Annotated in this window: 17 protein-coding genes and 1 pseudogene; 5 read left to right on the top strand and 13 right to left on the bottom strand. The window is 69.7% G+C overall.

Going from position 1 to position 18,713, the window contains the following annotated elements; all coding sequences use genetic code 11:
• The first annotated feature begins 16 nt into the window (after positions 1-16).
• Positions 17-1,609: a glycoside hydrolase family 43 protein gene (locus B0F77_RS43500; protein ID WP_086668934.1), complete on the top strand. Its 1,593-nt coding sequence runs from the start codon at positions 17-19 to the stop codon at positions 1,607-1,609.
• Here B0F77_RS43500 and B0F77_RS43495 read toward each other — a convergent pair.
• The 3 genes from B0F77_RS43495 to B0F77_RS43485 form a co-directional block, all read right to left on the bottom strand.
• The gene (locus B0F77_RS43495; RefSeq protein WP_211294328.1) at positions 1,572-1,994 is read right to left on the bottom strand and encodes a DUF418 domain-containing protein; all 423 of its coding nucleotides are present in this window, start codon (positions 1,992-1,994) and stop codon (positions 1,572-1,574) included. The genes B0F77_RS43500 and B0F77_RS43495 overlap by 38 nt on opposite strands.
• 230 nt (positions 1,995-2,224) lie before the next feature.
• Positions 2,225-2,653, bottom strand: a complete 429-nt coding sequence (locus B0F77_RS43490) for a DUF6069 family protein (protein ID WP_211294327.1) — start codon at positions 2,651-2,653, stop codon at positions 2,225-2,227.
• Positions 2,654-2,678: 25 nt separating this feature from the next.
• Positions 2,679-3,539 carry an SDR family oxidoreductase gene (locus tag B0F77_RS43485; protein WP_143467227.1) on the bottom strand — a complete coding sequence of 287 codons (861 nt, stop codon included), beginning with the start codon at positions 3,537-3,539 and terminating at the stop codon, positions 2,679-2,681.
• Positions 3,540-3,656: 117 nt separating this feature from the next.
• Between B0F77_RS43485 and B0F77_RS43480 the strand changes: the two genes are divergently transcribed.
• Both B0F77_RS43480 and B0F77_RS43475 read left to right on the top strand, forming a co-directional pair.
• Positions 3,657-4,052 (top strand): winged helix-turn-helix transcriptional regulator, encoded by a 396-nt coding sequence (locus tag B0F77_RS43480; protein ID WP_281252620.1) that lies wholly within the window; start codon positions 3,657-3,659, stop codon positions 4,050-4,052.
• 339 nt (positions 4,053-4,391) lie between these two features.
• Positions 4,392-4,850, top strand: coding sequence for a hypothetical protein (locus B0F77_RS43475; protein ID WP_086668931.1), 459 nt, complete (start codon positions 4,392-4,394; stop codon positions 4,848-4,850).
• Here B0F77_RS43475 and B0F77_RS43470 read toward each other — a convergent pair.
• The 3 genes from B0F77_RS43470 to B0F77_RS43455 all read right to left on the bottom strand — a co-directional run bounded on the left by B0F77_RS43470 (position 4,825) and on the right by B0F77_RS43455 (position 7,194).
• On the bottom strand, positions 4,825-5,367 hold the full coding sequence (locus B0F77_RS43470; protein WP_245849453.1) for an MmyB family transcriptional regulator: 543 nt from the start codon (positions 5,365-5,367) through the stop codon (positions 4,825-4,827). The two genes, B0F77_RS43475 and B0F77_RS43470, sit on opposite strands and share 26 nt — an antisense overlap.
• Positions 5,368-5,675: 308 nt before the next feature.
• The gene (locus B0F77_RS43460; protein ID WP_086668930.1) at positions 5,676-6,620 is read right to left on the bottom strand and encodes an NADP-dependent oxidoreductase; all 945 of its coding nucleotides are present in this window, start codon (positions 6,618-6,620) and stop codon (positions 5,676-5,678) included.
• Between the two features lie 106 nt (positions 6,621-6,726).
• Positions 6,727-7,194, bottom strand: coding sequence for a cupin domain-containing protein (locus tag B0F77_RS43455; RefSeq protein WP_086668929.1), 468 nt, complete (start codon positions 7,192-7,194; stop codon positions 6,727-6,729).
• 175 nt (positions 7,195-7,369) lie between these two features.
• On the opposite strand from B0F77_RS43455, the gene B0F77_RS43450 reads away from it, so the two are divergent.
• Positions 7,370-7,867, top strand: coding sequence for a MarR family winged helix-turn-helix transcriptional regulator (locus tag B0F77_RS43450; RefSeq protein ID WP_086668928.1), 498 nt, complete (start codon positions 7,370-7,372; stop codon positions 7,865-7,867).
• Positions 7,868-7,869: 2 nt separating this feature from the next.
• On the opposite strand, the gene B0F77_RS43445 is transcribed toward B0F77_RS43450, so the two are convergent.
• Positions 7,870-9,828 carry a P-loop NTPase family protein gene (locus B0F77_RS43445; RefSeq protein ID WP_245849451.1) on the bottom strand — a complete coding sequence of 653 codons (1,959 nt, stop codon included), beginning with the start codon at positions 9,826-9,828 and terminating at the stop codon, positions 7,870-7,872.
• Between the two features lie 29 nt (positions 9,829-9,857).
• On the bottom strand, positions 9,858-10,712 hold the full coding sequence (locus B0F77_RS43440; protein WP_086668927.1) for a helix-turn-helix domain-containing protein: 855 nt from the start codon (positions 10,710-10,712) through the stop codon (positions 9,858-9,860).
• 926 nt (positions 10,713-11,638) lie between these two features.
• Between B0F77_RS43440 and B0F77_RS43435 the strand changes: the two are divergent.
• Positions 11,639-12,562: pseudogene (locus B0F77_RS43435) on the top strand (non-reducing end alpha-L-arabinofuranosidase family hydrolase); the annotation flags it as partial.
• A gap of 200 nt (positions 12,563-12,762) precedes the next feature.
• On the opposite strand, the gene B0F77_RS43430 reads toward B0F77_RS43435, so the two are convergent.
• From B0F77_RS43430 to B0F77_RS49440, 5 genes are all read right to left on the bottom strand, one after another.
• Positions 12,763-13,869: an XdhC family protein gene (locus B0F77_RS43430; RefSeq protein WP_086668925.1), complete on the bottom strand. Its 1,107-nt coding sequence runs from the start codon at positions 13,867-13,869 to the stop codon at positions 12,763-12,765.
• Between the two features lie 180 nt (positions 13,870-14,049).
• Positions 14,050-16,260 (bottom strand): xanthine dehydrogenase family protein molybdopterin-binding subunit, encoded by a 2,211-nt coding sequence (locus B0F77_RS43425; protein WP_086668924.1) that lies wholly within the window; start codon positions 16,258-16,260, stop codon positions 14,050-14,052.
• Positions 16,257-17,237 (bottom strand): FAD binding domain-containing protein, encoded by a 981-nt coding sequence (locus B0F77_RS43420; RefSeq protein ID WP_086668923.1) that lies wholly within the window; start codon positions 17,235-17,237, stop codon positions 16,257-16,259. The genes B0F77_RS43425 and B0F77_RS43420 overlap by 4 nt, the downstream gene beginning before the upstream one ends.
• Positions 17,238-17,243: 6 nt before the next feature.
• A complete protein-coding gene (locus tag B0F77_RS43415) occupies positions 17,244-17,903 on the bottom strand; it encodes a (2Fe-2S)-binding protein (RefSeq protein WP_086668922.1) in 660 nt (219 codons plus the stop codon).
• Between the two features lie 133 nt (positions 17,904-18,036).
• Positions 18,037-18,213 carry a hypothetical protein gene (locus tag B0F77_RS49440; RefSeq protein WP_211294326.1) on the bottom strand — a complete coding sequence of 59 codons (177 nt, stop codon included), beginning with the start codon at positions 18,211-18,213 and terminating at the stop codon, positions 18,037-18,039.
• Positions 18,214-18,713 lie beyond the last annotated feature (500 nt).

The following is an 18,713-nucleotide window of genomic DNA, read 5'->3' as shown; positions in this document are numbered from 1 at the left end:
CACAACAAGGAAAACCATGAACTCACCGAACTCCGGCGCATCGTTCTACGACAACCCCGTGATCCCCGGGTTCCACCCCGACCCCAGCGTGTGCCGGGTCGGCGAGGACTACTACCTGGTGTGCTCCAGCTTCGAGTACTTCCCAGGCGTGCCGATCTTCCACAGCCGCGACCTGGTGCACTGGCGGCAGATCGGCAACGTCCTCGACCGCCCGGCGCAGTTGCCGCTGCCGGCCGACGCGATGGCGTCCGACGGCATCTACGCCCCCACGATCCGGCACCACGCCGGCCGATTCTGGATGATCACCACGAACGTCTCGCAGGGCGGCAACTTCCTCGTCACCGCCGAACGGCCAGAAGGCCCCTGGTCGGACCCGGTGTGGCTGAGCCTGCCCGGCATCGACCCCGACCTGGCCTGGGACGACGACGGCAACTGCTGGTGCGCCTTCGCCGGCGCCCACGGCCCCAACTTCACCGGCGTGCAGATCGCCCGCATCGACCCCGAGAGCGGAAAGGTGCTGGAGGACCCGTTCCCCGCCTGGGCCGGCACCGGGTTGCAGTGGCCGGAGGCGCCCCACCTGTACCGCGTCGGCGAGTGGTGGTACCTGCTGATCGCCGAGGGCGGCACCGAACGCGGCCACACCGTGGCCATGGCGCGCGCCCGTTCGCCGCGCGGTCCGTGGGAGTCGGCGCCGACCAACCCGATCCTGTCGCACCGCAGCACCGACCACCCGGTCCAGAGCACCGGCCACGCCGACCTGGTCACCACGCCGGACGGCGAGTGGTGGATGGTCCTGCTGGCCACCCGCCCGGCCGGGTACAGCCCCAAGTTCCACGTCCTGGGCCGGGAAACGTTCCTCACCCCCGTCGAGTGGAAGGACGGCTGGCCGCGCGTCGGACCCGTCAAGCTGCGGGAGCGGGCGCCGGGAGCCCTGCGACCGCAGGAGCCGACACCGCAGCGCGACGACTTCGACGCGCCGGAGCTGGAGCCCCGGCTGATCTCGCTGCGGTCGCGCCCGAACGGCTCGTGGTCGCTGACCGAGCGGCAGGGGTGGCTCGCCCTGCACGCCACCGGCGGCACGCTGGACCAGCCGGGCTGCACCTTCGTCGGCCGCCGCCAGCAGCACCCCGAGAGCCGGACCGCGGTGCTGCTGGACCACGGCGCCGGTCGCGCCGGCCTGTCGGTGCGCCTGGACGAGGGCCACCACTACGACCTGGAGGTGGCCGACGGACAGGCGAGCGTGATCGCCCGCATCGGACCCCTGCGCCAGGTCGTGGCCACCCGCACCGTGCCGGCGGACCCGGTGGTCCTCGTGATCACCACCAGGTCCGCCCGGAAGTGGTCGGTGGGGGAGGAGAGGCGGTCGGGCCTGCACGTCGCCGCACCCGACTTCGTCGCCTTCCACGTCGGCACGGACCCCGAGCCGCTGGCCGAGCTCGACGGCAGGTACCTGTCCACGGAGGTCGCCACCGGCTTCACCGGCCGGGTGATCGGCATGTACGTCACCGAGGGCACCGCGTGGTTCGACTGGTTCGACCACGGCCCAGGCGAAGTGCGGCGGGGAATCGGTGCTACCACGCGGATCCCGGCCGAGAAGGAATCGGTGTAGCGCGGGGGTAGGACATCCGGCGGACCAGTACCTCCATCGGTCCGCGCTGTCCGGTGCGGCGCATCCACTCGGCGAGCAGCACCGAGACGGCGAAGACGACAGCGGCGATGCCGTAGCTACCGGCCAAGCTCACCTTGTCGCGCAGGTTGAAGGTGAACGGGTAGAACAGCGCCAGCCACACCACGGACTGGAACAGGTAGAACGTGAGTGACCGCTGGCCGAGCGCAGCCAGTGCGGTCGTGAGCCGCCCAGGCTGGTCCCCGATCCGAGCTGACGCCAGGCCGACGGCGGCGGCAAGGCCGATGCCGCCCGCGAACCCGGTCAGGTCGTGCGCATCCGCCGACCGCCCGGCGAGGTCCTGGGCATGGCGCCACCCGGGGCGCACCGCATCCGTTCGCCTCGTCGATCTGTCCACTTAGGATGCGAACCGGCTTCGCGTGCGGTGTTGGCACATCGTCCACGGGAAGGAGGGGCCGAGCTCAGAGCGGTGTGGCCCGGATCGTGCCCGGGCCCAGGAGCCGGTGAGGGCTTCGTGGTGCGCACGTGGCGGTCGCTCCCGCTGCGGCGGGCGCCATCGGAGCGAATCCGGTGGCGCCCGTCCCCGTGCGGCGGTGATCAGACGCGGGCGGTGGCGTCCTGAGTCCTGTCCGCGGGCAATGGCAGCACGGTGCGGAAGATCGGCACTGCGACCGCGGCCACCACGACGTGCATCAACATGAGGGCGACCACGCCGACCGGGCTCGCGCCGGGGATGCCGAACAGCAGCAGGTCGGGCAGCAGTGACACGGCGACGACGATCGGCACCAGCTTGCGCAGCACGGCGTTCGGCCGGGCGGCCTTGCTGCGGATCAGGGCCCACGCCACGGCGGCCACGATCACGCCGACCGCGGTGAGGAACACGTAGGCCTGGGGTGTGAGGCCTTGGATCACCTCGGGGGCGGCGCCGAGCGCCTGGGCGGCGAAGGACACGGCGGTGTTGGCGGCGGAGGCCAGCACGATCGCGGCCAGCACGCCGAGGATCACCTTGGTCTTGCTCGTTTCCACGACTGTCTCCTTCGAGTGCGCCGGGTCAGCCCAGGTTCTTGAGCAGCGCGGTGACCGCGTCGTCCAGGCTGGTGGTGGGACGGCCGAGCAGCGTGCGCAGGTCGCCGCTGTCGGAGGCCAGTTCGCCGGCGGCGATCGCGCGGTCGGCGTCCACGAGCATGTCCGCGACGAACTCGGGCAGTCCAGCGCCCAGCAGGATGGAGCGGTGCTGCTCCGCGGGAACGTCCTGGTAGGCGACCGGCTTGCCCGAGATCCGGGCGATCGCCTCGGCGAGATCGGCGTAGCTCCAGGCCTCGTCGGCGGCGAGTTCGTAGACCTTGTTCTCGTGGCCGGTGCCGGTGAGCACCTCGACCGCGGCGCCGGCGTAGTCGGCCCTCGGCACCCCGCCGATCGGGCCCGCGCCCGCGCTGCCGAGGACGGCCCCGGTCGCCAGGGCCTGGGCGACGGACTGCTCGTAGTTCTCGGTGTACCAGCCGTTGCGCAGGAACGTGAACGGGATGCCCGAGTCGCGGATGGCCTCCTCGGTGGCCTTGTGCTCCGGGGCCAGGCTGATGGTGCTGGTGTCGGCACGCAGGATGCTGGTGTAGACGAGGTGGGTCACGCCGGCGGCCTTGGCGGCCTGCACGGCGGCGGTGTGCTGGGGAACGCGGCGGCCGACCTCGCTGCCGGAGACCAGCAGCACCTTGTCCGCACCCGCGAACGCCTCGGCCAGCGTCGAGGGCTGGTCGTAGTCCGCGACGCGCACCTGCACGCCGAGCGCGGCCAGGTCGGCGGCCTTCTGCGGGGTGCGCACCGCGGCCACGATCTGGCCCGCCGGGACCTTCTGCGCAAGTGCTTCCACGGCCAGACGGCCGAAGTGTCCGGTGGCGCCGGTGACGACGATCATCAGGGGGTCTCCTTCGTGTCGGTACTTCATTCAAGTTTGTACAAACTTTTCGAAAGTGCAACCCCTGAGTGAGTACGATCTCTAGAATCGTGCGGCGGATTGGGTAGTATGTGAGGTGTGAGCGATGTGGCGAGTCCCGAGGACGAGCACGACAAGTTCGTGTTCGACGCGTTCGCGCAGCGCTGCCCGTCGCGTTCGACGCTGGAACACCTGACCGGCAAGTGGGGCACGCTGGCGATGGTCGCCCTGCACGAGGGCACCTTCCGGTTCAACCAGCTGCGCCGCCGGGTCGACGGCGTGAGCGAGAAGATGCTCGCGCAGACGCTGCAGGCACTGGAGCGGGACGGGTTCGTCCACCGCGAGGCACAGGCGACGATCCCGCCGAAGGTGGAGTACAGCCTGACCGACCGGGGCAGGCACACCGCCGAACTGCTGCTCGGTCTCATCCAGGACGTCGAGTCGCAGATGCCGGACGTCATGGCGGCGCGGGAACGGTACGACGCGGCCAGGTGACGGCTACGGCGCCTTCTCCGTCCTGATGGTGGACCTCGTGCGGTCACCAGGCGGTTGGACGCGCGTGCTGTGGGACGCAGTCGTATCGGGCGCACGTCGAGGCCGTCGCGGCGTTCGAACATGTGCGTCAGACCCGAGATGCGCGGGAGTCGTTGATCACTGGCTGGCTGAGGCCAACGGCAGGAGACCGGCCATCGCCGCGCGGACCTTGAACGACGCCGGGACATCGACGGCGTCGTTGCCCTCGCCGTGAACGCCAGCATCGCGTGCGATCATGTCACGCTGCGCCGGACAATCAGGCGCCACAACGGGGGACAAGTGAGAATCAGGCTCGCAGGAGTGCTGGCAGCACTCGCGCTCGTGACCGCGTGCGGCACCGACGTGCCTTCCGGACTGGCTGAGAAGGTCGAGTCGGGCTGTCCGGGCCTGCTGAAGCCCGAGCCGGTGGCGGTGATCACCCAGGGCTTCCAGGTCTCGCAGGTGAGCGCCGAAGAAGCCGACAGCTGCCAGGTCTTCGTGTCGACCGGCCAGAAGGTGCTCGGCTTGGGACTCGTCGCCTACGCGAGCCAGGAGGAGTCGGAGCGGCTCACCCCGATGCTCTGCACCAGCGGGGTGTTGGACTCGAAGACCAAGTCGTGCGAGGCCGGGCAGCCCGGCGAGGGAGGACTGGCGGTGCACGCCGTCGCCGGACGGTGGAACGTACGGGTATCGGTGTACGAGGTTCCGGTGAATGACGAGATCAAGGAAGCCGTGCAGCAGATCGTCGAGGACCTCAGGAACTCCGACAAGACCAAGTGATCCGGTTTCCTGGGCGGCTCGGTCGTCGGCGAGCCTCGCTGAGCCGGGACGCACGCAGGAGGTCGAGCTGGTCGGCGCCGCTGGTTCCCGCGGTTGCCGTGCAGGTGACGATGCGCAGGTCGACGCCGGGCACGGTCAGCACGTCGCAGTCCGGAGTGACGTCACCCAGCTCGGGATGGCTGATCGTTTTGAGATCGCCGGTGAGCTGTTCCATGCCCGCCACCGACCACAGCTCACCGAAGAAGGGTGAGGCCGTCCGCAAGCCGTCCACGAGCGCCGCCAGTTCTGGGTCGGCCGGGTAGCGGGAGACTGCTTCGCGCAGGTCCGCGACGATCGCGGTCTCGAAAGCGTACGGTCCGGCTGTCGAGGCGACGGGGCGCAGGTGCCAGCGGCCCTCGCCCGTGCCGAAGAGTGCGCGGGCGAGGTTGCGTTCGGCGGGCGGTAGGCCGGACGGATCGCCGTGCAAGGCCGTCCACATGTCGTTCCACCACAGCAGGCTCCAATCGGCGGCGAACACGCCGATCGGGAGTGGAAGAACAGCACGGCCGGGCCTGGCGTCGCGCCTTTCTTGGTGTAGCAGCGCATCGTGATCCGTGCGCCGTCGTCCGCGGTGGCGTGGTGGTCGGTGGTGGTCACGTAGGCCGGGATCGGCTGGGCCGTTCCGGCGGCGCCGATGATCGGCTCCCACATGGCCCTGCGCGCCTCGACGTCGCCCACGGCCGGAGGGGTGGCGGCCGCCATCGCACCGGCCATTGGAGCCAGTGCGGTGGCGATCTCGGGATCCAGACCGAGCGACATGGTCTGCTCGTCTCTGTTCGTGGGTTGTCAGACGCCGGAGACGAGGAAGACGACCTTGCCGCGGACCGCGCCGGACGCGGCCTGGGCGTGGATCCCGGGCAGTTCGGTCAGCGGTACGCGCTGGGCGACGTCGACCCGCAGGTCGCTGGAGTCGACCAGCGCCACGAGCTTCGCCAGCTGCTCGGCGTCGCTGCGGACGTAGAGGTTGATGCCGCGCACGTCGCGGTCCTCGTCGGTCGGCGCGGGCATCCAGATCGTCGTGTTGACGACGACTCCGCCAGGGCGGACCACCGTGACCAGCTCGGCCAGGACCGCCGGGTCGACCGGCGCGAGGTTGAGCACGAGGTCAACCTCCTCGGTCACCGCCGAGAGCAAGCTGGTGGTGGTGTGGTCGACGACCTCGTCGGCACCGGCGGTCCGCACGGCCTCGGCGCTGCGCGGGCTGGCCGTGGCGATCACGTGGGCACCGGCCCCCTTGGCCAGCTGGACGGCGTAGCCACCGACCGGTCCGCCCGCGCCGTTGACCAGCACGCGCTGCCCGGCCTTCAGCTGGCCGTGGTCGAAGAGCGCCTGGTAGGCGGTGAGGCCCACCAGCGGCAACGCGGCGGCGTCGGCCAGCGGGATGCCCTTGGGAGCCGGAGCCAGGGCGAGGGCCGGTGCGATGACGTACTCGGCCGCCGCGCCGGGCCTGGTCATCGGCAGGAAGCCGACGACCTCGTCGCCGACCGCGAAGCCCTCGACGCCCTCGCCCAGTGCGTCGACCGTGCCGGCGACGTCGAGGCCGGGGGTGTGCGGCAGCTCGACCGGGATCGGGCCCTGCATGACGCCCAGGCGGATGTTGCCCTCGACGGGGTTGAACGTCGTGGCCGCGACGCGGACCAGGACCTCACCGGCTCCGGCGACGGGCCGCTCCACGTCCTCGTACCGCAGGACCTCGGGGCCGCCGAACTCGTGGAAACGCACTGCCTTCATGGCAACTCTCCCTCGTAACTTGCTTCGAACTCGAAGCACCTGGACCTGAGAGTAGACCTGCTTCGAATTCGAAGCAAAGTGACGTGCGGCACGTCACGGCCTGGGGTCAGCGGGGAGGGTCGAGCAGGACGTTGCCGGAGATCTCGGCGGCTTCCGCGAGCAACGACAGCGGGATCTCGAACCCCTCGGGACGCGGTTCACGCAGGTCGCGACCGGCATGGCGGAACATCTTCTCCAGCCCGCCAGGAGTCGAGATGAGCAGCAGGTCGGCCTTCTCGGAGGTGATCCGGTAGCTGTGTGGAACGCGGCGAGGCAGGAAGACGATGCCGCCTTCGCGTAGTTCGTGCTCTTCGTCGCCGGCCCACACCAGCGCGGAACCGGACAGCAGGAGGAAAACCTCGTCCTCGTTGTTGTGCATGTGCCACGGCGGCGCCTCGCCGAGACCGGCGTCGAAGCGCCCGACGGTCAGCTGCCCTCCGGTTGCCTCGGCGTCGAGCAGGACGCTGAACACGCTCCCGCCGATCCATTCGAGCTGTTGCTGGTCCTCCCGCTGGGAGAGGTGGGGGATGCTCAAGGTCGTCCTCGGGGTCGGTGGGGACGGCGGCGCCGTCCTCCTGCTTGGAACCCTGGTGTGCACCGCTGCCCGGCCGCCACGTCCTGTGGTGCTCACCTGTGTCCAGTGCTGCTCAGCCCGCGCACACTGCGCCGCCTCGGGTGCTCCTTCGAATTCGAAGCAGTAGGCTGCGGCCATGCCCGACTCACCGCCGTCGCTCGACCCTGTTCAGCTCGGCGCCTACTTCGCCCTCGTCGAGGTGACCAGCCTGCTGCGCCACGCGGTCGAGCAGCAGCTGAAGGAAGCTGGTGACCTGAGCTACGTGCAGTTCCAACTGCTGGCGCGGCTCGGGGACTCGCCGACGGGCAGCCACCGCATGACCGACCTGGCCGACGGCGTCGTCTACAGCCGCAGCGGCCTGACCTACCAAGTGGGACTGCTGGAGAAGGCGGGTCTGGTCGAACGCTCGCCGTCCGCGGACGACGAGCGCAGCGTCACGGTCACCATGACCGATGCCGGACGCACGTTGCTCGCGACGGTGTTGCCCGGGCACATCGAGGTCGTCAGCAGGCTGCTCTTCGAACCTCTGTCGCGCGACGATGTTCACACCCTCGCAGGACTGCTGGCGCCGGTGCGGGACCACATGCGGTCGACGCCGCCGCGTTCGGCAGCGCCTCGCCGCCGCAAGAGCTGACGTCACCTGGCCAGGAGGTGTGCGACGAGTCGCTCCTTGGCCAGGGCGAGGTGGCGCCGGTAGGTGCCGTACGGCACGCCCAGCCGTCGCGCGGTCGCCTTGTGGGTGCCGGACGCCGAGATGTAGGTGGCGGTGAGGGCGTCGTGCGCTTTGACGCCGGCGGGGTCGACCCGTAGCGCGTCGAGGGCCGCCGTGATGGCATCGCGCAGGTCCGTCACGGGATCGGCCGAGTCCGGTCGCACCAGGTGCGACCGCAGCAGGACGCTCGTGGCGAACTCGCGGGGAGCACGCCACGTGCGCAGTGCTTCGAGTACGCCCTTCTCGAACGCCTTGCGCGGCAGGAGATCGGCTGATCTCGGGTCCCACGAGGCCACGGGCGCGGCGGCGCGGACCCTGTCCTCGGCCCACTGCTCCACGGGCTGCCGCCAGTCCCTGCCGAAGACGTGCTGCCTGCGCCCGTCGACCTCCACCGCCACCACCTCGTGCAGCCCGGCGGCGGTGAGGTCGTGCCGCCACGGTTCGGCGTCCTGGAAGACGGTGAAGGTCACCGCCCGACCCGGGGTCCGCAGCTCGGCCGCGACGGTGCGCAGGCCGATGAGATCCATCAGTGGTGATGGCCGTTGGTGGCCGCCGGGCTGCACGGCGAAGCGGCGGATGCCCACGTGCTCGCCCTGGCGCAGGGGAGCGGCCGCCTCGACGTGCTTCCACAGCGCCGCGATCACCGGGTCGGCGGCCAGGTCGTCGGGCGACGGCGCCTCCAGCCGCAGGACGGCCATGAATCCCAGCAGCCTGCCCGCGGAGCGGTAGACGCGAAAGCCCTCCGGCTGGTGTCGGATCCAGTGCGCGACCGCGGATTCACCGGCCATGCGCAACATGTGAGGCACGTCGGCGGAGCCGATAGGCGTGTCCTCGATGTGGGGATGGGCCCGCCAGTCGTACAGGTCGTGCGGGCGGGCCTGGTCGCGGAAGAGGAACATCCACTCCGCGGCGCGCTGCGGTGCGTCGTCCTCGGCTGCCCGGCGCACCGCGCTCAGGCATGCGACCGAGACGCGCGTGCGGACTTCCTGGTAGCGCTCGGGGTCCCGCCACCGCAGATCGGCCGCGAGCGTGGATCGCACCGCGACGTGAGGATGCAGTCCTTGGGGCGTGGTCTCGACGTAGGGCTGTCGGCGCAGCCAGGAGAACACCGTCGCGGCGTCCTCGTCGCCGAGCACCGCGCGCAGCAGTTCCTCCCGCGTGACGCAAACCTGCGCGAGGACGTCGAGGGCGCGTCGGTGAGCATCACTCGGCAGATCGCCCACCAGCCGCTCCATCAAGGTGGTCAGCATCTCGCCGGTGGGCTCGCCGACCGCGGCCGGTGCCGAGGCGGCGAGGCAGAGAGCGAGCGGGCTGCCGCCCGCGAAGGCGACGATGGCGGCGCGGTGGTCCGGTGCGACGTTCCGTGCGGCGAGAAGGGAATCGGACTGGACGGCGTCGAGCGGTCGCAGGGCCAGCTCGGTGAACACCTGCGCCCAGCCGGGATCCAGCGTCCACTCGGCGTCGGGGGCGATCCTGCTCGCGAGCACGACGATCGCTCCCTCCGCGAGCCGCCGCAAGAAGGTGTCGCGCAACCACGGCTCAAGTTGTTGGGAGCGCTCGAAAGCGTCGACCAGGAGCACCACACCGGGTTCGACGCACGCCAGCGCGGCGATTTCTTCCAGGCGCCGCGGATCCGCGTTCAGGAACCGCGCGTCGACCTGCACGACTTCGCGACCAGCGAGCTCCGCCTGCGCGGCGGCGTAGCGCAACAGCGAGGACTTGCCGATGCCGCCGGGACCGTGGACGTACGCCACGAGCGGCGCGTCGGCCGCCCCGGACAGCATCCGGTCGAGTACCGACCGCTCGGAGTCCCTGCCCACCAACGCTCCCGCTCGCGCCGCGGCCAGCCGGCCCGCCAAGCCCAGGCGCACGTTGATCAACATGGCCCCCAGGATCGCCGCCCGCGGACCGGTCAGCCTGGGCCAGCTTGTCCCACCCTGACGACGGCAGGCCCGGTGAAGGCGCGGACGACCTCGTCGAGCCGTCCCGCGTCGGCCGAACTCGGTGCGGCGGTGAGCACCACCGCCTGGAGGTTGTTGCCGGGCACCTCCAGCAGAGTGCCGTCGAGTGCGATGTCACCCACGCCCGCATGTCGGAACACGGCTCGATTCTCAAAGTCAGCAACGTTTCTTGGCGCACGCCACAGGCTGTCGAAGGAACGGCTCGTGGTCCGCAGCTCGTCCACGAGCTCGGCGAGCGGCTCGTCGGCGGGGTAGCGCAGGGACGTGCTGCGCAACCGGGCGGCGAGCGTCGCCCGGAACGCGGCCGCGTGGTCGTCATCGCGGCTGATCTCGCGGTGGGCGTGGGAGAACGTGCGCCATGCGACGTTCCAGTCCCGGGCCTGCCGGTTCGACGCTCCCGCTCCGAGCGCCAGCCACGCACCGTTGACGGCGACGACGTTCCACGCCGCATCCGTCAGGAACACGGGGGTGTCGGCGAACCGCTCGAGCAACCGCATCGCGGCGGACCCGGCCTCCCGCGGCACCTGCCCGTCCGCCACGGCATACCCTGCCAGCGCGCAAAGCCGTTCGTACTCGGCCGGCCTCACGCACAACGCACGGGCGATCGCGTTCACCACCGCAGCGGACGGGTGACGGCGGCCCTGTTCCAGCCGCCGCACGTAGTCCGCCGACACCCCGGCCAGCTCGGCGAGCTCCTCCCGCCGCACGCCACGAGCCCGCCGCCGGCCGACCGGCAACCCGATCGCAGCGGGCTCCGTGTTCTCGCGCAACCGGCGCACCTCCGCGCCGAGATCCTGGAACGCCATGACGCAAGTGTCCTCGGCTGATGTCAAGCGCGCGTCGGGGTGGACCGGGCACCGTGAGCTGGTTGCTGGGAAGTCCGGAACCAGCGATCGACTGCTGCGGTGGCGCCCGCTCATCGGCATGAGGGTGCGTCCGGCGCTACCAGATCCGATCGTGTCGCCTGCTCCCGGAAGTACTAAGTGCTCATTTGTGCCGTGATCACTGTACGCATCCGTTCAGGTCCCATTGAGGGCCGTTCCGGTGCGTTCAACGCACGGAATTGCTCCCAATCTGCTCCCACTCCGTGCTCCCAAGGCTCATCGGCTCTGTCGCACCTGAGGCTGGCGTGCATGCTCGGCGGCGTAGACAGATGTTCCGCGTGTTGGTCTGGACGCGGGAAAGACCTCCTGATGCGCTGTCCCGGCGTGATCGCAACCGCAACGCCCGCTGACCTGTCGGCTGGCGCTGGTGTCGGCTGGCGCTGGTGTCGGCTGGCAAGGTGCTCACTCGTGCTAAACAATTCTCTCGTTTTTAGCATTCTAAATGCGTGCCTGTCCGTTCGAATCGAATTCGATACGTCTTGACCGCGCGGAGATCATCCTCCAGAGTTTGGTTGATGTGACCGGTATCCGCAGCAGTGGCACTCCAGCCCGTTTGCCCGTGTTTAGTTCTCGGATTGTCCACACGCGGGTGTAATGACTGTTCGTCCAGAGGATGCGCGATAGACCACTCGGCGCAAGTGGTCGTTCGACGTTGCCAATGCCGCGGTTGCCCTCCCACTTCAACGAAGAGGAGCACGCCCATGGCCGGATCAGGCCATCATCCGAATACCTCCGCCCCGCGATCCCGCAGGCGTCGCATGGCTGGTGTCACCGCCGCCGTCGCCGTGCTGCTCGGCGGACTGGTGGCGGCGTTCAGCGCCACCCCCGTGTCGGCGGCGCCCGTCGGCACTGCCGCCTGCCAGCTCCCGTCGACGTATCGCTGGTCGTCGACGGGTCCGCTGACGAACCCGAAGCAGGGCTGGGTGTCGCTCAAGGACTTCACCCACGTCGTGCACAACGGCAAGCACCTGGTCTACGCGACGACGCACGACTTCGGAAAGACCTGGGGCTCGATGAACTTCGGGGCCTTCACGAACTGGCCCGACATGGCCTCGGCCAGCCAGAACGGGATGAATTTCGGCGCCGTCGCACCCACGCTGTTCTACTTCGCTCCGAAGAACATCTGGGTGCTCACCTACCAGTGGGGCGGGAACGGGCAAGCTTTCAGCTACCGGACGTCGAGCGACCCCACCAACCCGAACGGATGGTCAGCGCAGAAGGCGCTCTTCACCGGAAGCATCTCGGGCTCCGGCACCGGGCCGATCGATCAGACGATCATCGGTGACAGCCAGAACATGTACCTGTTCTTCGCCGGTGACAACGGCAAGATCTACCGTGCCAGCATGCCGATCGGGAACTTCCCCGGCAGCTTCGGCTCGAACTACACGACGATCATGAGTGACACGAAGGAGAACCTGTTCGAGGCGGTCGAGGTCTACAAGGTCCAGGGCCAGAACCAGTACCTCATGATCGTCGAGGCGATGGGCCGCAACGGGCGCTTCTTCCGCTCGTTCACGTCCAGCAGCCTGAACGGTTCGTGGACTCCGCAGGCCGCCACCGAGAGCAACGCATTCGCCGGCAAGGCCAACAGCGGCGCCACCTGGACCAACGACATCAGCCACGGCGACCTGATCCGCAGCAACCCCGACCAGACCAAGACCATCGACCCCTGCAACCTCCAGCTCCTCTACCAGGGACGTGACCCCAGGTCCAACGGCGTCGATTACGGACTCCTGCCGTACCGACCGGGCGTGTTGACGTTGCGACGCTGACCGCCTCGCGCGCTCACCTGACCGGCGCCCTGACCTCACCTCAGGTGGGGCGCCGGCCAGGCACTGCTTCCCAGGCTGTGCGGGCGAACAGACGTCGTCGTCTGGCCGGTCTTGGCCCGATCACTGATCGCCTACGACCACTGATCGATCAGGACGTACTCATCTAGCGGTGCCCACGACTCGATGTGGGCCGGGGAAGCTCATCGGTGGATCGGGCCTTGCGTGCGCGTGAGGCGCTCACCGCCGCCGTCCCAGCGCAGCGCGATGATCTCGGCGGCGATCGACACCGCGGTCTCCTCCGGGGTCCGCGCACCCAGGTCCAGGCCGATCGGCGAGGCCAGGCCCGTGAGCTCGTCCTCGGTCAGACCGGCGTCGAGCAGTCGCCGCAGCCGGTCCTGGTGGGTGCGGCGTGATCCCATCGCGCCCACGTAGCCCAGCTTGAGCCGCAGGGCGGTTTCCAGCAGCGGCACGTCGAACTTCGGGTCATGGGTGAGCACGGCCACCACTGTTCGCTCGTCCACGCGGCCCGCGTCTGCCTCGCGCCGCAGGTAGCGATGTGGCCAGTCGGTGATGACCTCGTCGGCGTCCGGGAACCGGTTCTGCGTGGCGAAGACAGGGCGTGCGTCGCACACCGTGACCCGGTAGCCGAGGAACCCACCCAGCCGTGCCACCGCTGCGGCGAAGTCGATGGCACCGAACACGAGCATCCGCGGCGGCGGTTCGAAGGAGTTGACGAACACCGTCATGCCCTTGCCGCGGCGCTGACCGTCGAGCCCGTAGTGCAGGGTGGTGCTGCGACCTGCGGCGAGCATCCCCCTGACGTCGTCGGTGATCGCGTCGCGGGCGCGCGGGGAGTCGATGGTCCCGGACACCTGGTTGGGCGACACGACCAGACGGCGGCCAAGCCAGTCCGGGTGTTCGACGACCGTGGCGACAGCGACCGGCTCGCGCGACCGCACCGCCGCAAGGACCTCCGGCAACTCGGGGAACGACTCCGCCGAGACCGGCTCGACGTACACGTCGATGATCCCGCCGCAGGTCAAGCCGACCGCGAAGGCGTCGTCACCGCTGACGCCGTAGCGCTGGAGAACCGGTGTGCCGTCGGCGACGACCTGCCGGGCCAGCTCGTACACCGCGCCCTCGACGCACCCGCCGGACACACTGCCGGACACACTGCCGCCGGCGTCGACGAACATCGCCGCACCGGCAGGGCGTGGCGCGGAGTTCCAGGTGGCGACGACAGTGCCGAGGCCGACCGTCTCACCCGCCTCGACCCGGCGGACCAGTTCCTCCAGTACGTCACGCACAGCCGGACTCCTCCATCAGCCGCAGGGGGCACGGCTCCAGCAGATCATCTGCGGTCTTCACGTGGGAGTGCCTGTCGACAGGTGTATCGACAGGGCACCCCACCTGGGTGGCGCTGGCTGTGGACGGCGGCTGTACCGCCCGGTGACCGGCCGTCACCGGGAGGGAATGCCGGCTCGTTGTCAGAGCAGTGCTTCGGCGGTGATGGGGAAGTCGCGGAGGCGGCGTCCAGTGGCGTGGAAGACGGCGTTGGCGATGGCGGGTGCGACGCCGACGAGGGTGATCTCGCCGAGTCCCTTGACGCCCAGGGGGTTGGTCTCGGGGTCGTTGCCGTTGAGGTAGATGGCTTGGAGGTTCGGGATGTCGGCGTTGACGGGGACGAGGTAGTCGGCCAGGTTGGCGTTGGCGATGCGGCCGTCGCGGGGGTCGGTGACGGTGTGTTCGAGCAGCGCTTGCCCGATGCCGCCGACCATGCCGCCGATGGCCTGGCTGTCGGCCAGTTTTGGGTTGACGATCTTGCCCGCGTCGTAGACCCCGAGCATGCGCCTGAGACGGACGATGCCGAGGCGGGCGTCGACGGCGACCTCGGCGAACACCGCGCCGTACGCGGACATGGAGAACCGGTCGTGCACGGCCCCGGTGTAGGTCCCGATCGCTTCGAGATGAGGGCGTTGGTTGCGGGTCAGCAACTGCTGATAGCTCTCGCCACGCGTGGGGTCGTTCTTCAGATGCATGCGTCCCTTGCGGACGATGACGTCCTCGGGCCGCACGCCGTGAAGGGGTGAGCGGGAGTCGTTGACGGCGAGGGTGATCGCCTGGCTGCGCACCTGGTCGGAGCCGAGCTGGATCGCGGTGCCGACGCTGGCCATGGTCGTCGAACCGCCGTGTGGCCCGGTCGGCGGCATGACCGAGTCGCCGAGCCGGAACGTGACGGTCTGCATGGTCAGGCCGAGGGCGTCCGCGGCGACCTGGGGCATGGAGGTGTAGGTGCCGGGGCCCATGTCGCTGGTCGCGGCCTGCACCAGGGCGGTGCCGTCGGCGTGCAGCCGGACATGGGCCTGCGCGGGGAACCCGCCGGTGTCGTAGACCGCGGCGGCCATGCCGGTACCGATCAGCCAGTCACCGTCCCGAGTGACGCCCGGTTTCGGGTTGCGGCCGTGCCAGCCGAACTCGCGGGCGCCGACGGTGTAGCACTCGCGCAGCCGGCGGGTGGAGAACGGCAGCCCGGTCGACGGGTCCTTGCCCGGTTCGTTGCGCAGCCGCAGCTCGATCGGGTCGATGCGCAGTTCGTGGGCGAGCTCGTCCAGGGCGCACTCGATGACGTGGACGCCGGTGGCGAAACCGGGACCACGCATCCAGATCGGGGTGTTCACGTCCAGCGGCACGGTGGAGTAGGCCTGCCGCACGTGAGGCATGCTGTAGAGCATCTGCCCCGGAAGTAGTACCGCCTCGGTGAACTTCTCGTAGCTCGACGTCTCCGACTTGACGTCGTGGACCATCGCGGTCAGCTGACCGCGCCGGTCGCTGGCCACCTTCAGCGCGTAGGTGTAGGCGGGCCGGTAGCCGGTGCCGAAGTACAGCTGCCGCCGGGACAGCACCAGCTTCACCGGCTGACCGGTCACCCTGGCGGCCAGTGCCGCGATCGTGGTGTGTGGCCACGCACGCAGCCCGCTGCCGAACCCGCCGCCGACGAACGGCGAGATGACCCGCACCGACTGCTGCGGAATGCCGAACACCGCCGCGACTTCCTGCTGGGTGCCGCCGACGACCCATTGGGTCTTGTCCCACAGGGTGAGGTTGTCGCCGTCCCACCGTGCGATGGTGGCGTGTGGCTCCATCGGGTTGTGGTGGTTGCGGGCCATCCGGTAGCTCAGGTCGAGCCGGACCGGCGCCTGCGCCCACGCGTTGTCGGCGTCGCCGCGGGCGTAGGAGGCAGGTTCGTCGGCCGGGGCGCGGGTCAGGTCGGTCGACGGTGCCTCAGCGGCGTAGGTGACCCCGACCAGACTCGCGGCGTGCTGCGCCGTCTCCAGCGTTTCGGCCACCACGACCGCGACCGGCTGGCCGAAGAACAGCACCCGGTCGTCCTGGAACACCCGCAACCTCGTGCCTGGCTGCGGGTTGTTCGAACCTGGATTGTCCACATAGGGCAGACGCGGTGAGTTGCCGTGGTGGATCACCGTCAGCACACCAGGCTGGGCGAGCGCGGCCCGCGTGTCGAAGCCGGTGATCCGCCCACGGCCGACACTGCTGTCCACCACGACCGCGAACCGGACGTTCGAGACGCCGTCATCCGGGCCGTGGTCCGCGGCGTAGGGCGCCTGCCCGGTCACCTTGAGCCGTCCGTCTACTCGCGACTGCGGCGTGCCGACGGCTGTCTGGGGTTGCAGTGTCACCGGGTACCTCCCACCACACGCAGCTGACGTTCCACGGTCCGTTTCAGCAGCTCGACCTTGAACTCGTTGTGTGCCAACGGCTGGGCGCCGTCCGCGGCCCGCGCGGCGGCTTCGGTCCACAGCTGGTTCGACGGCCGCTTGCCGACCAGGTGCTGCTCCACCGCGGACAGCTTCCACGGCACCGTGCCGACACCGCCGGCGGCGACTTTCGCCGTCCGGATCAGCCCACCGCCGATGCACAGGGCGACCGCGGCCGAGGTGAGGGCGAACTCGTAGCTCTGCCGATCCCGAACCTTCAGGTACCCCGACCTGAGCGGTCCGGGGTGGGCAGGGATCTCCACCGCCGTGATCAGCTCACCGGGCCGCAGTGCTTGTTCCCGCTCGGGCGTGTTCTCCGGCCGGAGCAGGAAGTCGGTGAACGCCACCCGGCGCTCGCCGTCCGGGCCGAGCAGGTGCACGGACGCCTCCAGCGCGGCGAACGCAACCGCGACGTCCGAGGGATGGGTGGCCACGCACGCCGGCGACGTGCCGAGGATCGCGTGGCTCCGGTTGAACCCCTCCCGAGCAGCACAACCCGAACCGGGCCGGCGCTTGTTGCAGGCGGCCGACACGTCGCGGAAGTACGTGCAGCGCGTGCGCTGCATGATGTTGCCGCCAATGGTCGCCATGTTCCGCAACTGCGCCGACGCGCTCAGCTCCAACGCTTCCGAGATCACCGGATGGGCGGCGCGCACGCGGCCGTCGGCGGCGGCTTCCGACATCCGCACCAGCGCGCCGATCCGCATCGCACCCTGCGGTGTGGTCGTGATCTCCCGCAACGGGAGGGCACTGATGTCGACGACCGCGCCGGGACGTTCGACGGTCTCCCGCATCAGGTCGACCAGCGTCGTGCCTCCGGCGATGTAACGCTCACCGCGCTGCCCGGCGGCAACAGCCTCACGGGTGTCGGTGACTTTCGTGTAGGTGAAAGGAAACATGACGCCTCACCGAGCCTTCGCGGCCTGCTGGACTGCCCGGACGATCTTCAGGTAGCAGCCACAGCGGCAGATGTTGCCGCTCATCCACTCCCGGATCTCTTCCGGCGACCGCGCGTGGCCTTCGCGGATGCAGCCGACGCCGGACATGATCTGCCCCGGCGTGCAGTAGCCGCACTGGAACGCGTCCTGCTCGACGAACGCCTCCTGCAGCGGATGCAGTTTCTCGCCGTTGGCGAGTCCTTCGATGGTGGTGACCTCCGCGCCGTCCAGCCGGACCGCAAGCGTCAGGCACCCGTTGACCCGCCGTCCGTCCACCAGCACCGTGCACGCGCCGCAGGCGCCGGCGTCGCACCCTTTCTTCGTGCCGGGCAGATTCAGGTGTTCACGCACCAGATCCAGCAACGACGTCCGGTTGTCCACTGTGACCGTGACCCGCCTGCCGTTCACCGTCAGCGAGACACGACTGCTCGTGCCGCCGCCTGGTTGCGCGGTCGCGGACGGCTCGGCGTCCAGAAGCGCTGGTCCCGCGACCACACCGCCCGCCGCGACCCCGGTGGCCGCGATGAACGTACGACGACGCAATGCCGGCGCGGACTCGGTCGGCGCTGGCGGGGGAGCGGGCTCTGGTGGGTCGGGAACGGGGGAAGCGCGGTGCTCAGCGGACATGCGCCCTCCTGTCAGTTTCGGCGTGGTGGGGGTCAGATCCATCCAACCCGCGACGGTCGCGCTGAGGGAGTTACTGACAGAGCACCCTTCGCGCCGCTGTGTACACGAGGACCACACAGGGCTGTGCCGCCGGTCATGCTTCGGCGGGGAGATCCTCGGCGAATATCCGGAACTGCCCGGGGTGGGTGTGCAGGTGCCAGAGCGTGTCGGCGAGGACGGCAGGGTCGTCCACAGTGGTCTCCAGCAGCGGGCGGAGGAACTCCTGCTGTGGCAACGGCTCGGCGGCGGGACACCACCCCTGCGCCGACACCTCCAGTGCCTCGACGGCTCCACACAGGCCACTGCCCTTCGCAGTGAGCAGGTGCTCGTATCGCTGCGGTCGTGACTGGTACTGTCAACGTTCGAGGAAGCCCTCTGCAACCAGCTGACGAAGCCGTCGGACGGCACCTTGCGCGAGATCCCGAGCCGCCGCTGAAAGCCGCCGAAGCGGCACACCCCCATTGAGACCGAGCGCGATCGGTGAACACGCAGCGGAACTGATCTCGCTCAGGGATGCGCGCCGGAACGGTGCTGCCGATCGGTCCTGGCGAACGCTCGAAGCAGCTGCGGATCTCTGAGAGCCTGTTGGCGAATGGTTGCGCGAGGTCGGCGACTCCGTCGACGCGGCGGAATGGGTGCTGCTCGGCGAGCTGGCCAGGGGCGCGAACCAGCTCAAGGGCAAGGTCACCTCGCCAGCGCAGGTGCCGGACGCCGACGGGCGGATGCCCCGGCGGCGGTTGGACTTCGAGCCCGACCGTCGGCACGCCCGCA

This window comes from Lentzea kentuckyensis, from assembly GCF_002150765.1.
Lineage (GTDB): Bacteria > Actinomycetota > Actinomycetes > Mycobacteriales > Pseudonocardiaceae > Lentzea > Lentzea kentuckyensis.
Note: the sequence above shows the minus strand (reverse complement) of the source record. Positions and strands in the feature narration are given on the sequence as shown.

Excerpts from the sequence above, each read along its gene's own strand:
- B0F77_RS43500 (WP_086668934.1), top strand. The coding sequence starts at position 17 with ATGAACTCACCGAACTCCGGCGCATCGTTCTACGACAACCCCGTGATC.
- B0F77_RS43485 (WP_143467227.1), bottom strand. The coding sequence starts at position 3,539 with ATGATCGTCGTCACCGGCGCCACCGGACACTTCGGCCGTCTGGCCGTG.
- B0F77_RS43460 (WP_086668930.1), bottom strand. The coding sequence starts at position 6,620 with ATGAAGGCAGTGCGTTTCCACGAGTTCGGCGGCCCCGAGGTCCTGCGG.
- B0F77_RS43450 (WP_086668928.1), top strand. The coding sequence starts at position 7,370 with ATGCCCGACTCACCGCCGTCGCTCGACCCTGTTCAGCTCGGCGCCTAC.
- B0F77_RS43445 (WP_245849451.1), bottom strand. The coding sequence starts at position 9,828 with ATGTTGATCAACGTGCGCCTGGGCTTGGCGGGCCGGCTGGCCGCGGCG.
- B0F77_RS43440 (WP_086668927.1), bottom strand. The coding sequence starts at position 10,712 with ATGGCGTTCCAGGATCTCGGCGCGGAGGTGCGCCGGTTGCGCGAGAAC.
- B0F77_RS43420 (WP_086668923.1), bottom strand. The coding sequence starts at position 17,237 with ATGTTTCCTTTCACCTACACGAAAGTCACCGACACCCGTGAGGCTGTT.
- B0F77_RS43415 (WP_086668922.1), bottom strand. The coding sequence starts at position 17,903 with ATGTCCGCTGAGCACCGCGCTTCCCCCGTTCCCGACCCACCAGAGCCC.